Below are 14,389 nucleotides of genomic sequence, written 5' to 3'. Positions count from 1 at the left end.
ATTAATAATATTATGCAATCAGTGAAATAAGTACATCACTTATTTAAAAGTGGTGTACTTTTTCTTTCATAAATTTTATTAAAGCCGATTTGTTTCATACCAACTTCAACAATAAATAATATAATATAGATAAGCACATACCTTCTTCAGCCAGAAGGAAATAAATAACAAGGATGAAAAACGTGGAAAAGAAATTAGCCATTATTGATATAGGATCTAACACGATTAGATTAGTTATTTACCTGCATATTGAGGAATACGTTTTAAAGGAAATCGAAAATATAAAAGTTTCAGCGCGTCTTCAAAATTATCTGAATAATGAACACATTTTAACTTCCGAGGGTCAGGGAATCCTGAAAAACACTTTAAAGTCATTTAAAGAGATTGTGTCTTTGCATAAAGGAACATTGATTAAAGTTGTTGCTACAGCTGCGATTAGGCAGGCAAAAAATAGAGAAGAAATTAAGAAATCGACAAGGGACGAAATTGGGCTTTCTGTTGATATTTTATCCGGCGAAAAAGAAGCGTTTTATGGATTTCTTGGTATTATTAACTCAACTTGGATACAAGATGGAATAACAATTGATATTGGCGGAGGAAGCACGGAAATAACCAAATTCTTAAATCGAAAAATGGTTCATTCTCATAGTTTTCCGTTTGGGGCATTAACATTAAAAAAACAATTTATTAAAGATAAAGTTCCTACTAGTGATGAGATGAACAATTTAGCAGCATTTTTACGATCTAAATTTCTGGAAATTGATTGGCTGGAAAATTGCCGGCTGCCGATTGTTGGAATTGGCGGGAGTGCCAGAAATTTGGGGAAGATTGACCAGGCAATGAAGAGCTATCCAATTGATTCGATCCATCAATATGAAATGAATTTGAAAGATATTTTGAATGTAAAAGAAAAATTAACATCGTTATCCTTTTCGGAACTTCAAAACGTCGAGGGACTATCAAAAGAACGAGCAGATATAATTATTCCTGCTATTGAAGTTTTTTTGACAATTTATCAGATTGTGAATGCACCGTTTTTTCAATTCAGTCAAAAAGGGATTAGAGAAGGTATTTTATTTAATGAAATAAGGGACGATATTATTAATGAATACAATAACCAGCACCCGTTGGAAAAAAGTCTGCGTCAATTGGCTATTGAATTCGAAATAGATATGGAAAAAAGGTCAGCCGTTACTAAAACAGTGATGATGTTTTTGGATTCAATACGTAAAACTGGGATATTTGAAGTTAATGAAAATGATATACATGATTTGCGATGCGCCAGTTATATTTACAATTTAGGAGAGTTTATCGAAAGAGATTCTGCAAGCCAGCATACATTTTATATTTTATCGAATAGAAATATCGATGGAGTTTCCCACCGTGATCGTATAAAAATTGCTTTATTAGCTTCTTATCATTCAAAGACTTCTTTTAAACAATATGTTCAGCCATTTAAAGAATGGTTTACGAAACAAGAAAAACATAAATTAAGGGTCTTTGGTGCACTATTAAAATTTTCATTTATTCTAAACAGCACCAAAAGAGAGATTGTACAGGATATACGATTTTCAGAAGGAAAAGATAATTTACATCTGGAGCTTTATTGCAATAAGAGCTGGAAAGTGGAACAACAGGAAGCTGAAAAACAGATCAAGCACTTAGAAAATGCTCTTGGAAAATCGATAATCTTAGATTTTAAATGGCTAAGTTAATTTTTTTAATAAATATAAATCCCAGTGGTGAAAGAAGTGAGATGGAATTTGACAGAGTATAATGATTTCAATCAACCGGCTTACTTTAATAACCGGGAACTTAGCTGGCTAGCTTTTAATAAACGAGTCTTAGAAGAAGCACTTGATGAACGAAATCCTTTACTTGAAAGGCTTAAATTCCTGGCCATTTTTAGTTCAAATTTGGACGAGTTTTTTATGGTTAGAGTGGCAGGTCTTAAAGACCAGATAAAAGCAGGGTTTACAAAACCTGAAAATAAAGCCGGATTAACTCCGAAACAACAAATAACTGAAATTGCGAAAATTACCCATGACTTGGTGCATACACAATACGAAACGTTTAAACAGCTATTATCCTTGTTGGAAAAAGAAAATGTTTTCTTTCTTCCAATTAGAGAACTTCCGGAAGAAGCATTAATTGACCTGGAAAAACATTTTGATCAAGTTATTTTTCCTGTTTTAACACCAATGGCTATTGATGCTTACCGGCCTTTTCCTTTGCTGGCTAACAAAAGTATGAATCTTGCAGTAGTTTTATCCGATGAGAGGGAAGAATCAACTCTCCAAAAAAAATTGGCAATTGTACAAATACCAAGAGGATTTGAACGGTTCGTAGAAGTTCCAAATGAAATCGAAAGCGATAAAAAAATATTTGTCTTAATTGAGGATCTCATTATCCACTTTGTCCATAAATTGTTTCGCGGGTTGCACGTTGAATCCGTGACACAATTTCGCATTACTAGGAATGCAGATTTAGAAATACATGAAGAGGGTGCGAGAGACCTATTAAAAGAAATCGAAGTAGAGCTAAAAAAGAGAAATTGGGGAGCAGCTGTCCGGTTGGAAATATCAAATAATTTCATTGATCAGGAAATTCTTGCTTACTTATTAAGTGAATTGGAAATACACGAGAAGGATACATATTTCTTAAACGGTCCTCTTGACTTATCTTTTTTATTTAGTTTTTATAAACAAATTGCTCCATTAAAGGAACATCTGACTTTTGAAACATTAATTCCCCAGCCATCAAAGGATCTAATCAATGAAATAAGCGGGAAGAAGGAGAATATTTTTGATGTTGCCGCTGAAAAAGATATCCTTCTTCACCATCCTTATGAATCTTTTGAACCTGTTATTGATTTTATACGGTGTGCTGCCGAGGATCCTAATGTTATGGCCATTAAACAAACTCTTTACCGAGTCAGTGAAAATTCTCCAATCATTGAAAATCTAAAAAAGGCAGCAGAAAAAGGAAAGCAAGTACTTGTCCTTGTTGAACTGAAAGCACGATTTGATGAAGAACATAATGTACATTGGGCAAAAGAGCTTGAAAAATCAGGCTGCCATGTTATATATGGGAAAACATTATTAAAGACCCATAGCAAAATCACACTCATTGTTCGCAAAATGAATGGCAATATCCAACGTTTTGTTCATTTGGGAACTGGAAATTATAATGAAGAAACAGCAAAAGTCTATACCGATTTAGGATTCATTACCTCAAATCCTGAATTCGGAATCGATGCAACAAATTTTTTTAATTATTTAAGCGGATTCATGGAAAAACCAGACTTTTACCATTTTTCTGTGTCTCCTTTCGATATTCGTGATGAATTCATCCGGCTGATTGACAAAGAAATTGAGTATCATAAACAATTTGGAAATGGCAGGATTATAGCGAAAATGAATTCATTAACAGATAAGCAAATAATTTTGAAGTTTTATGAAGCTTCACAGGCTGGAGTAAAAATTGACCTTATCGTTCGAGGAATATGCTGCCTTCGTCCGGGTATCGAAGGGGTTAGTGAGAATATCCGGGTCCGCAGTATTGTTGGACGGTTTTTAGAGCATAGCCGTATTTATTATTTTCATCAAAACGGTGAAGAAAAAATCCTCCTTTCCTCAGCGGATTTAATGACACGAAATATGGAAAAGCGGGTTGAAATTGCTTTCCCTGTTTATAATCAAGAACTTAAGGAGAGGCTAAAACGAATATTAACCGTTCTCTTAAGTGAAAATGTGAAAGCCCGCGAACAAGACCAATATGGATGTTATTATTATGTAAAGAAAAATCCAGATGACGAAGATATAGACAGCCAAATGATTTTTTTTGAATGGGCATACGAAGTAGCTGATGATGAAGAATAATCGGTTTAAAAATTTAAAAATGGTCTCAAGGAATGATTTTCATTAAGTTTGTTCAACCGCTTACATTATTTTGGGATTTTTTAAAATTTAAACTAAAGATTGAGGCTGACCCATAATAAGTATTTAGTTTTACGAAAAGTGCATATGTATTTGGGTTTTGTCAGAAACTACCCTTTAGAGTAAAAAGGGGAGTTTTTTTATGAGTAAGTTAAAATTTTTGATTGGAGATGTTGAGCTAAATAGGGATTTGACATTGCTATTATTGATCGGAGGGTTATACTCTTTAAGCATATCGCTTTCCAATACGTTTGTTAATATTTATCTATGGAAACAATCGGGACAATTTTCCGATATTGGACTGTATAACCTTGCCATCGTTGTTTTACAACCGATCACCTTTATCATTGCCGGTGGTTGGGCAAAAAAAGTGGACCGTGTTATAGTTCTTCGAATAGGAGTTATTTTTTTAGCTTTATTTTATATTTTTGTTTTAGTTATTGGGTCCAATGCCCCGGATTTTATTTTATTGCTCGGAGGGCTCTTAGGGATCGGATATGGGTTTTACTGGCTTGCATTTAACGTATTGACATTTGAAATAACAGAACCGGAAACAAGGGATTTTTTTAATGGATTTCTCGGAATTCTAACATCTGCCGGCGGGATGATCGGACCAATTGCTGCAGGTTACATCATTTCCCGTTTAAAAAATTTTACAGGTTATTCAGTAGTGTTTGGACTTTCGTTAACATTGTTTTCTGCGGCAGTGTTGCTGAGCTTTTTTTTAGAACGAAGACCTTCAAAGGGGCGTTATTGGTTTCAACGCATACTATACGAGAGAAAATACAATAAGAATTGGCGCCTAATCACGGATGCACATTTTTTTCAAGGTTTAAGAGAGGGTACGTTCGTATTTGTCATTTCAATGTATGTTTTTATTTCAACGGGGAGCGAATTTGCTCTCGGAACATTCGGCCTCATTAACTCAGGAATTGCGTTTATTGGATATTACAGCGTTTCAAGAGTAATAAAAAAAGAAAATCGGAAAAAAGCAATCTTATTGGGCGGGATTCTTCTTTATGCAGCCATATTCTTAATTGTTATTGATGTTACGTATCCGAAGCTTTTGCTTTATGCAGCCACGATTGCCATCGCTTATCCGATTTTGCTTGTTCCGTACATGTCTCTTACATATGATGTGATCGGCAAAGGATGGAAAGCAGCTGAAATGAGAATCGAGTATATTGTTGTCAGGGAAATTTTTTTAAACGCGGGGAGAATTGTTTCCATCCTACTATTTTTGCTGGCGGTTACTTTTTTTAATGAAGAGAAGAGCATACCGGTACTGCTAATGCTGCTGGGCGCAGGGCATACATGCATTTATTTTTTTGTGCGGAACATCAATTTATCCCGCATTAACGGATAGCAAGAACCATACTGTGGGGAGTTTTACTTGAATTTCAACTTGAGCGGGAGTATCCATCTCCCGTTTTTTTCTTTCTATTTTTCAGCAACCGGATTGTGAAAAATTTCCGTAATAGAAAATTACTTTTAATTTATATACAATAAGGGTTGAGCGAAAATTGTCGAGAGCGAGCATCATAATAAGGAAGTGTGGGATAAATTGAATAAAAAGAAAAAAAGAAGACACATGTTCCGTTTCGGTTAAATATGTTGTTTTTTGCTGTATTTCTCTTGTTTTCATTGCTGATTTTAAGACTTGGAGTTGTTCAAATTGTATATGGCGATGATTTTAAACGCGAAATTGAACGAACGGAAGATATTACGGTAAACAATCCGGTTCCGCGCGGCAAAATATTCGACCGCAATGGGAAAGTGATTGTTGACAACATTCCTCTCAATGCAATCACTTTTACAAAAAGTCAGGGAACAAGCCAAAAAGAGATGCTGAAAGTGGCAGAGAAGCTTGCAAAGTTTATTCACAAGGATTATTCCAAAGTACAGGAGCGGGATAAAAAGGATTATTGGATTTTGAAGAATCCTGAAAAAGCGAAAGCAAAAATTACGGATAAAGAATGGAAACTGTTTGAAGAAAAAAAGCTTGACGATAAAGACATATATAAACTTCAGCTTGAACGGATAACAGACGAAGAACTGAACCAATTATCAAAAGATGATTTAGAAGTCCTTGCCATTTACAGTGAATTTAATAGCGGCTATGCATTGACTCCTCAGATTGTGAAAAATAAAGATGTGTCACCTGAAGAATTTGCGGTCGTCAGTGAAAACCTTGAAAAGCTGCCGGGTGTGGATACAACGACAGACTGGGACCGTTATTATGCTTTTGGCAAAACATTGAGATCCGTTCTCGGTGATGTGTCTACATCGGACGAAGGGCTTCCAAAGGAGCAATTGGATTACTATTTATCAAAAGACTATAACCGTAATGATCGTGTAGGGAAAAGCTATATTGAAATGCAGTATGAAGACGTTCTTCATGGACAAAAAGCAAAAGTGAAGAAAATAACGGATAAAGCCGGCAATGTATTAAAAACAGAAGTTATTTCAGAGGGGCAAAGGGGAAAAGATCTCGTCTTAACGATCGATATGGACCTTCAGCTTGCTGTTGAAAAAATTATTGAAGAAGAATTATGGAAGGCAAAGAGCTACCCGGGAACTTCATTGCTTGACAGGGCATATGTAGTCTTAATGGATCCGAATACCGGTGAAATTTTGACAATGGCCGGAAAACGCATCGTAAAAGATCAAAAAACCGGAAAAAGAGAATTGCAGGATGATGCCCTTGGAAATATTACCACTTCTTACAACGTTGGCTCTGCCGTGAAAGGGGCCACTGTATTAACAGGATACAAAACAGGTGCGATTCAGCCAGGAACATATCTTTTGGATGCTCCAATGAAAATCAAGGGGACGCCGTTAAAGAAATCATGGCAAACGATGGGGCTTATTGATGATTTGTATGCGCTAAGAAGATCATCAAACGTCTATATGTTCAAAATTGCCGTGGAAATCGGGGAAGGGCGGTATGAATATGATCAGCCGCTGCCTCTTAAAGAAGAAGCCTTTGATACGATACGCCAATCCTTTAGCCAATTTGGGCTCGGAGTAAGAACAGGAATTGATTTGCCAAATGAAATGGTGGGTTTTAAAGGAGTAGACAAAAAACCCGGTTTCCTTCTTGACTTAGTCATCGGTCAGTATGATACGTATACAAACATGCAATTGGCCCAGTATGTATCAACCATTGCCAATAGCGGTTACCGCATTCAGCCTCATATTGTTAAGGAAATTAGAGAGCCTGTTATGGATAAAGATGAACTCGGTCCAATTATTGAAGAAATTGAGCCAAGGGTTTTAAATCGGATTGACATGAAAACAGAATGGATTGAGCGCGTTCAAGAAGGATTCAGGCAAGTCATGCAGGAGCCAAAAGGTACAGCTGTGGGGTACTTTGGCGGTAAAAATTATTATCCAGCAGGCAAAACCGGTACTGCGGAAGCATTTTATGACGGGCCGGACCGGAAAAAATTCGGAAAAGAACCGCCTGAAGTAATGAATTTGAGCTTAGTCGGTTATGCACCATCCGATAACCCGGAAATTGCCATGGCTGTTTTAGTGCCATGGGCTTTTCAAGGGAATTATGACCATAAGGCAAATTTAAAAATTGGCGAAAGAGTAATGGATGCTTATTTTGATCTAAAGAAAAAACGCCAGGAAGAAAATAAAAATTCTGAAAACACGGTTCAAAAAGTAGAAAACATTGAAGATGTCCAGGAAGGACAGGAAGTGATCCGCAAAGAAAATGAACACGGGGAATAATTGCTTGTTTACAATAAAAACTGTCTCAAATCATGAGTCAGTTTTTAAATTTGGAAATATTAATCATAAATTTCTTCATAGAAAATAAATATTTATATATCCAAAAAGATTTACCCCTTTTTTTCGACACAATTTTTCATTATTCACCCTTAATTTACAAAACCTTAACAATTTGTTAAAACCGAATTAATAGTTTAACATTATGCTATTACATGTAGGACAAAACAACGAAATCTCTTAGGGGGAATAAAGGAATGAAAAGCTTAAAGTTCTTAGCACTTTCGGCGATGATAAGCGGAGTGCTAGCATTCACAGCAGCTTGTGGAAATGCTGACCAAAACCAAAACAACGGAAACGGCGGCGCAACTGAAGAACAAGCTGGTGAAGAAAATAAGCAGCTTCAAGGTGAAATTAAAATCGACGGTTCATCTACAGTTTATCCAATTATGGAAGCTGTTGTTGAAGAATATCAAATGGAACAGCCTGGAGTTAAAGTTTCTGTTGGATCCTCCGGTACAGGCGGCGGTTTTGAAGCTTTTATCGCAGGTGAAACACAACTAAGCAATGCTTCCCGCCCAATTAAAGACGAAGAAAAAGCACAGCTTGAAGAAAAAGGAATTGAATACACTGAATTTAAATTAGCATATGACGGTCTTTCTGTAGTAGTAAACAAAGATAATGATTGGGTTGACCACTTAACACTTGAAGAATTAAAGAAAATGTGGACTGGCCAAGCTACAAAATGGTCAGATGTCCGCCAAGGATGGCCTGATGAGGAAATCAAATTCTATTCTCCTGGTACAGATTCCGGTACTTACGATTACTTCGATGAAGTAGTACTTGGCGGTGCGCCTATCGTTAAGGGTGCTACACTTTCAGAAGATGACAACGTACTAGTGCAAGGTGTAGCAGGTGACAAAAATGCGATCGGATACTTCGGTTATGCTTACTATGTAGAAAATAAAGATAAGTTAAAAGTTGTTCCGATTGATGGCGGAAACGGTCCTGTAGAACCAACAAACGAAACAATTAAGAGTGGAGAATACTCACCGCTTTCTCGTCCGCTTTTCACTTATGTAAAAAATTCAGCAGTGAAAGAGCAGCCGGAAGTATATGATTTTGTGAAGTTTACGCTTGAAAATGCCGGCAAGTTTTCTGAAGATGTTGGCTACGTAAAACTTCCGGATGAAGAGTATAAAAAAGGTCTTGAAACACTAGAAGGTCTAAAGTAAGATAAACAATTGACAGATGGGAAGCTAATTTTGGCTTCTCATCTTGTTGTGTGGATGAAAGGGGTTTTTATTTTGGCCTACCAATCAACAAACAAATCCATTTCCGTACAAGAAATGATTGAGGCTAAGAAAAGAAAGAAAAGTGCAAATGGGGTTGCTGATAAAGTTGTACCTTTTCTATTGTTGCTGACTGCGATCGTTTCCATTTTAACAACAATCGGCATTGTATTTACATTAATTTTTGAAACGTTTACATTCTTTAATCGAGTTTCAATTGTTGAATTTTTTACAGAGAAATCGTGGTATCCATTTTCTGAAACTCAAGGCTCATATGGAATAATGCCGCTAATTTCCGGAACTTTAAAAGTTACGATTATCGCAGTGTTGGTTGCTGTTCCGGTTGGATTGTCTTCAGCCATTTATTTGAGTGAATATGCATCTGATCGAGTCAGACGAATTATCAAACCGATACTCGAAGTGTTAGCGGGAATCCCGACGATCGTTTACGGATTCTTTGCCTTGACATTTGTCACACCGATATTAAGAGAGTTTATTCCTTCCATGGAAGTCTTTAATGCGCTGAGCCCGGGAATTGTCATCGGAATTATGATCACGCCAATGATTGCATCATTATCAGAAGATGCGATGTCTTCCGTTCCGAATTCGATGCGTGAAGGGGCCCTTGCATTAGGTTCAACAAAGTTTGAAGTTTCAATGAAAGTCGTTCTTCCGGCGGCTATCTCCGGGATAATTGCATCTATTGTTTTGGCCACTTCCAGAGCAATTGGAGAGACGATGATTGTAGCAGTAGCGGGTGGATCAACTCCAAACTTAAATTGGAACATAACAAGTTCGATTCAAACAATGACAGCCTACATTGTTCAAGTCAGTCAGGGTGATGCCGGCTTCGGCACTACTATTTATTACAGTATATATGCTGTCGGTACAACATTGTTCGTATTTACTCTTGCAATGAACCTGCTTGCACAATTTATCTCTCGCCGTTTTAGGGAGGAATACTAATGAAATTAATTGATCATTCCAGAGTCTTGAATCGGATGAAACCAAGACTGGTTTCGAATCAAATTTTTAAGGCGCTGTTTTTTGCAGCTACAATGTTTGCTTTGCTCGTACTTGGCATTTTATTGTATCGGATATTCACTCAAGGAATTGGATATTTGGATCTTCAATTTTTACAAAGTTTTCCTTCTCGAAAGCCAGAACAAGCAGGGGTTTACACCGCCTTAATAGGATCCATCTGGCTCATGGCCGTTGTAGCACCGGTATCCTTATTTCTCGGAGTTGGTACTGCTTTATACTTAGAGGAATACGCAAAGAAAAATTCTTTTACTGATCTTATCCGTGTGAACATATCGAATCTTGCCGGAGTTCCTTCGATTGTTTTTGGGCTATTAGGATTAACGGTGTTCGTACGTGCACTTGCGTTAGATAGAAGCGTACTTGCTGCAGGATTGACTATGAGCCTGCTTATCTTGCCAATTATTATCGTCGCATCCCAGGAAGCAATCCGGTCAGTGCCAAAAGATTTAAGAGAGGCTTCATACGCAATGGGAGCAACGAAATGGCAAACAATTGTCAGAGTTGTTCTTCCTGCTGCCATTCCGGGAATTTTAACTGGAGGAATTTTGGCTTTATCCCGTGCTATCGGAGAAACAGCTCCCCTTGTCGTTCTCGGGCTGCCACTTTTCCTGGCCTTTTTGCCAAAAACAGTTTTTGACATGTTTACTGTCCTTCCGATGCAAATTTATAACTGGACCAGCCGCCCGCAGGAAGAGTTTCATGCATTGGCGGCTGCTGGGATCATCGTATTGCTTGCATTGTTGATCTTAATGAATTCTGTTGCGGTATTGATCCGCAATAAGTTTCAAAAAAGATTTTAAAATGGCATTTATGCTTTTGAGTATAAAGGAGGCTTCCAATATGAACATAACTATTGAAAAAGAAAAAAAGACGTTTAGCAAGGATGAGACAGTAAACATGCCAAAAAAGGAAAAAAAGGCTGTTTATGAAACAAAACAACTAAACTTATGGTACGGTGACAATCACGCATTAAAAAATATAGATCTTGATATTTACGAAAATGAAGTAACGGCAATTATCGGTCCGTCAGGATGCGGAAAGTCGACGTATATTAAGACACTAAACCGAATGATTGAACTTGTACCTGGGGTGAGAACTTCCGGAGAAATTTCTTACCGCGGGCGAAATATATTTGATAGCGACTATCGTGTGGAAGAGCTTCGCACAAAAGTAGGAATGGTATTCCAGAAACCAAATCCGTTTCCTAAGTCAATTTACGAAAATGTTGCCTATGGCCCAAAGATTCATGGCATCCGTGACAAAAAGATTCTTGATCAAATCGTTGAAAAAAGTCTTAGAGGAGCTGCGATTTGGGATGAGGTAAAGGACCGTCTTCATACAAATGCATACGGCTTATCTGGCGGGCAGCAGCAGCGCCTTTGCATTGCACGCTGTCTCGCTATTGAACCTGATGTCATATTAATGGACGAGCCTACTTCAGCATTAGACCCAATCTCAACTTTAAAGGTGGAGGAACTTGTCCAAGAATTGAAAAAAAATTTCAGCATCATCATCGTTACACACAACATGCAGCAGGCAGCCCGAATTTCCGATAAGACTGCGTTCTTCCTAAACGGCGAAGTAGTCGAATACTCTGATACAAATAAAATTTTTTCTAACCCATCTGATAAGCGTACGGAAGATTATATTACAGGTCGTTTCGGCTAATTATCGGATCAATCGTGCGGAATATCACGTTTCGCACGATTTTTCTTCAATATTAAGAGGACGAAGGGAGTTTTTAACATGGTAGTTAGGGAACGATTTGAATATGATTTAAAAGAATTGCAAAACAAACTTATAGAACTAGGAGAATTTGCAAATAATGCGTTATCGCGAGCAGTTAAGGCTTTGGAAGAAAAGAACATTGAATTAGCGATCAAAATAATGGAAGATGATACAGAAGCTGATATTTTAGAGGAAGAAATCAATGACTTGGCCATATTGCTCATTGCAAAACAACAGCCTGTTGCCATCGATTTAAGACGCATTATTGTAGCAATCAAAATAGCAACTGATATTGAAAGAATTGCCGATTATGCGGTCAACATCGCAAAATCTGCGATCCGAATTGGAAACGAGCCGTTAGTGAAACCTATTGAGCATATCAAGAGAATGCATGAAACTACTACTGAAATGTTAAGGATGTCGCTGGAAGCTTTTACTGAGGAGGATGTAGTAAAAGCAAAAAAGGTGGCTGAAATGGATGATGAAGTAGATGATTTATATGGGCAAACAATTCGGGATTTATTACAGTTAAACCAGCAAAAACCTGAATTTCTCCCGCAAATAACCCAGTTATCTTTTATATCCCGGTATTTGGAAAGGTCGGCAGACCATATCACTAATATTGCGGAGAGTATTTTTTACCTTGTAAAAGGCAGACGCTTCGACTTAAATAATTAAATGAAGAGGTTTACTAAAAAGGGTCTGACACCTTCCAACAATGAAAATAGAAATTGGAGGGATCTGACCCTGTTAACTTTTTGTCAAAATTTTGGCAATTTGGCTGTAATCCATTTTATTTGTTAAATGAAAAGTCCCTAGTTGTATTCTCGTACTGTAGCCGTTTTCACTTAAATATTCCTCAAAATCTTCAGCATCTTCGATAATACGGACATTTGAAAGAATGGTAGCGATTTGTTCGGTGTTCATCCCGCTCGTTATTTTTAACTCGTAAGAAATTACGTTGTTTTCTTCAGCGTCTGAATCGGAAGCTTGTATATTATCATTTTCAGTATGTATACTTTTCTTAACATTTTTGGCGGTTTCCTGATTTTGTTCCGCTTCGCTTTTTCGATGTAATTGTTTCTGTAATTTTGTATATTCAGATTGCGACAATACAATAAATCCTTTATCTTCAAGTGTTTGTTTTGCTTTGCTTATCGACTCATTTCCAATTTGAAAATAATAATAATACGTTCCAATCAGACTTACAGAAAAAAGAATCCCTAAAGCAAACGCTCTGACCTTTCTTTTATTCATCGTTTTCTCCCCGGATTTGAATAAAATCGTGCAAGATTGTGTTTACATCATCAACTGTTAACGAAGATTGCTTTGCAATTTGTTCTATAGAAAGACCTTGTTGCGCCAACAGAAGAACTTGATTGCGAATGATAGCATGTATTTCTTTCTTTTCCTTAGGAATATTAGGTTTTGTAAATGCTTTTTTGATATCTTCGTCGCTGATCAGCAATTCCTCTTCTAATATTTTTAATTTCTTCTTAATTTGATAAAGCTCTTTAATTTGCTGCATCGAAAGCTCATCGATCTCTTCGCGGATCTTTTTTAATGGATCACTTATAAACAATGAAATTAATAAGAGAAGAACTGAAAATATCAGGAGTCCTGCAAAAATCCACTCCATAAATTACACCCCGAAATAATAGAAGTAACAAACAACAATAATATTTTATCATACATATGACAAAATTCGAGGATTTTTGTTTAAAGAAAATGGACGCAAAAAATCAGATTTTTATGAAATGATACTGTCGAAATATGAAAAGACTGCACCATTGTTGTCGAAAACAAAATATTTTATCTTTCGTTGTACTTGACATAACTGGCATAAACAAATTCCGACAAAATGCGTTCATTGTTTAGCCATTCGGTCAATGCTAACATTAATACAAAGAATATTCAGTTTTTAATTTCATACAATTTATAGTTTATAGAAATGAGGTGCCTCTATAGATGATAGAAGAGATTGTCAAGCTTCGCAAAAAAGGCCTGTCATTTCGAAAAATTGCTCTTGAGCTGAATACGACCGTCGGGAAAGTTCAATATCAGTGGAAGAAATATATGAAAAAGAAAGCCGAACCTTTACGCCATGTCACCCGTTCTCGAATCCAACATAATAAAGAAGAGAAACCATTGTTTATTGCGAAAAAAAATAAACATGTCGATCAAAAGGATCATCTTTGTATTTGGCTCGTTTCGCCAAATAAACTTTACAGTTTTTGGCGCCTGTCAGAAGAGCAGCAAAAACTGATTTCTCATTATTATCAGAGGCCGTTCGCTCATTTTCAGCTTGTGCTTAGATTGTATGATGTGACTTGCATCCTGTTTAATGGGAGCAATGCACATGAGGTATTTGAAATTTTCTTGCCGGAAAATAAAAATAGCTGGTTTATTAAAGGATTAAGACCAAACAGATGTTATTGCGCCGAATTAGGCATAAAATTATCTGATCATAAATTTTTACCGCTTCTGCGCTCAAATGCAATTCATGTACCTAGATCAGCTGTTGAACAAGCAGGGGAATTGGCGAAAGAACTTGAATGGTTTCAAAACAGACGGGAAAGTGCGCCTAAGTGGGTTGAACATATTAGCACATACAGTTTTTATGAAACGAAAGAAGGCATGGTGGACTAA

Annotated in this window: 12 protein-coding genes; 10 read left to right on the top strand and 2 right to left on the bottom strand. The window is 36.8% G+C overall.

Annotation, left to right across the window (positions count from 1 at the left end):
- Positions 1 to 173: 173 nt before the first annotated feature.
- From PB1_RS14020 to phoU, 9 genes are all read left to right on the top strand, one after another.
- Entirely contained in the window at positions 174 to 1,715 is a 1,542-nt protein-coding gene (locus PB1_RS14020) for a Ppx/GppA family phosphatase (RefSeq protein WP_004437893.1), read from the top strand.
- A gap of 36 nt (positions 1,716 to 1,751) precedes the next feature.
- Positions 1,752 to 3,881: an RNA degradosome polyphosphate kinase gene (locus tag PB1_RS14015; protein WP_155816460.1), complete on the top strand. Its 2,130-nt coding sequence runs from the start codon at positions 1,752 to 1,754 to the stop codon at positions 3,879 to 3,881.
- Between the two features lie 199 nt (positions 3,882 to 4,080).
- A complete protein-coding gene (locus PB1_RS14010; protein WP_004437888.1) occupies positions 4,081 to 5,304 on the top strand; it encodes an MFS transporter in 1,224 nt (407 codons plus the stop codon).
- A 245-nt stretch (positions 5,305 to 5,549) separates the two neighbouring features.
- Positions 5,550 to 7,679, top strand: a complete 2,130-nt coding sequence (locus tag PB1_RS14005) for a peptidoglycan D,D-transpeptidase FtsI family protein (RefSeq protein ID WP_050979104.1) — start codon at positions 5,550 to 5,552, stop codon at positions 7,677 to 7,679.
- 254 nt (positions 7,680 to 7,933) lie between these two features.
- A complete protein-coding gene (locus PB1_RS14000; protein ID WP_004437885.1) occupies positions 7,934 to 8,911 on the top strand; it encodes a PstS family phosphate ABC transporter substrate-binding protein in 978 nt (325 codons plus the stop codon).
- Positions 8,912 to 8,983: 72 nt separating this feature from the next.
- The gene (gene pstC / locus PB1_RS13995) at positions 8,984 to 9,934 is read left to right on the top strand and encodes a phosphate ABC transporter permease subunit PstC (RefSeq protein WP_004437883.1); all 951 of its coding nucleotides are present in this window, start codon (positions 8,984 to 8,986) and stop codon (positions 9,932 to 9,934) included.
- A complete protein-coding gene (pstA, locus tag PB1_RS13990) occupies positions 9,934 to 10,812 on the top strand; it encodes a phosphate ABC transporter permease PstA (RefSeq protein ID WP_004437881.1) in 879 nt (292 codons plus the stop codon). Before pstC ends, pstA begins: the two co-directional genes overlap by 1 nt.
- A gap of 97 nt (positions 10,813 to 10,909) precedes the next feature.
- On the top strand, positions 10,910 to 11,680 hold the full coding sequence (gene pstB, locus PB1_RS13985) for a phosphate ABC transporter ATP-binding protein PstB (protein WP_238533145.1): 771 nt from the start codon (positions 10,910 to 10,912) through the stop codon (positions 11,678 to 11,680).
- Positions 11,681 to 11,758: 78 nt separating this feature from the next.
- Positions 11,759 to 12,418 carry a phosphate signaling complex protein PhoU gene (gene phoU, locus PB1_RS13980; protein WP_004437877.1) on the top strand — a complete coding sequence of 220 codons (660 nt, stop codon included), beginning with the start codon at positions 11,759 to 11,761 and terminating at the stop codon, positions 12,416 to 12,418.
- Positions 12,419 to 12,490: 72 nt separating this feature from the next.
- Here phoU and PB1_RS13975 read toward each other — a convergent pair whose 3' ends face one another.
- Both PB1_RS13975 and PB1_RS13970 read right to left on the bottom strand, forming a co-directional pair.
- Entirely contained in the window at positions 12,491 to 12,997 is a 507-nt protein-coding gene (locus PB1_RS13975) for a hypothetical protein (RefSeq protein ID WP_004437875.1), read from the bottom strand.
- Entirely contained in the window at positions 12,990 to 13,379 is a 390-nt protein-coding gene (locus tag PB1_RS13970) for a hypothetical protein (RefSeq protein ID WP_004437872.1), read from the bottom strand. The genes PB1_RS13975 and PB1_RS13970 overlap by 8 nt, the downstream gene beginning before the upstream one ends.
- A 329-nt stretch (positions 13,380 to 13,708) precedes the next feature.
- Here PB1_RS13970 and PB1_RS13965 point away from each other — a divergent pair, with 329 nt between their 5' ends.
- A complete protein-coding gene (locus tag PB1_RS13965) occupies positions 13,709 to 14,389 on the top strand; it encodes a DUF4912 domain-containing protein (protein ID WP_004437870.1) in 681 nt (226 codons plus the stop codon).

This window comes from Bacillus methanolicus PB1, assembly GCF_000262755.1.
GTDB classification, from domain to species: domain Bacteria; phylum Bacillota; class Bacilli; order Bacillales; family Cytobacillaceae; genus Bacillus_Z; species Bacillus_Z methanolicus.
Note: the sequence above shows the minus strand (reverse complement) of the source record. Positions and strands in the feature narration are given on the sequence as shown.

Excerpts from the sequence above, each read along its gene's own strand:
- PB1_RS14000 (WP_004437885.1), top strand. The coding sequence starts at position 7,934 with ATGAAAAGCTTAAAGTTCTTAGCACTTTCGGCGATGATAAGCGGAGTG.
- PB1_RS14020 (WP_004437893.1), top strand. The coding sequence starts at position 174 with ATGAAAAACGTGGAAAAGAAATTAGCCATTATTGATATAGGATCTAAC.
- PB1_RS13970 (WP_004437872.1), bottom strand. The coding sequence starts at position 13,379 with ATGGAGTGGATTTTTGCAGGACTCCTGATATTTTCAGTTCTTCTCTTA.
- PB1_RS14005 (WP_050979104.1), top strand. The coding sequence starts at position 5,550 with ATGTTGTTTTTTGCTGTATTTCTCTTGTTTTCATTGCTGATTTTAAGA.
- PB1_RS14010 (WP_004437888.1), top strand. The coding sequence starts at position 4,081 with ATGAGTAAGTTAAAATTTTTGATTGGAGATGTTGAGCTAAATAGGGAT.
- pstA (WP_004437881.1), top strand. The coding sequence starts at position 9,934 with ATGAAATTAATTGATCATTCCAGAGTCTTGAATCGGATGAAACCAAGA.
- phoU (WP_004437877.1), top strand. The coding sequence starts at position 11,759 with ATGGTAGTTAGGGAACGATTTGAATATGATTTAAAAGAATTGCAAAAC.
- PB1_RS13965 (WP_004437870.1), top strand. The coding sequence starts at position 13,709 with ATGATAGAAGAGATTGTCAAGCTTCGCAAAAAAGGCCTGTCATTTCGA.
- PB1_RS13975 (WP_004437875.1), bottom strand. The coding sequence starts at position 12,997 with ATGAATAAAAGAAAGGTCAGAGCGTTTGCTTTAGGGATTCTTTTTTCT.
- pstB (WP_238533145.1), top strand. The coding sequence starts at position 10,910 with ATGCCAAAAAAGGAAAAAAAGGCTGTTTATGAAACAAAACAACTAAAC.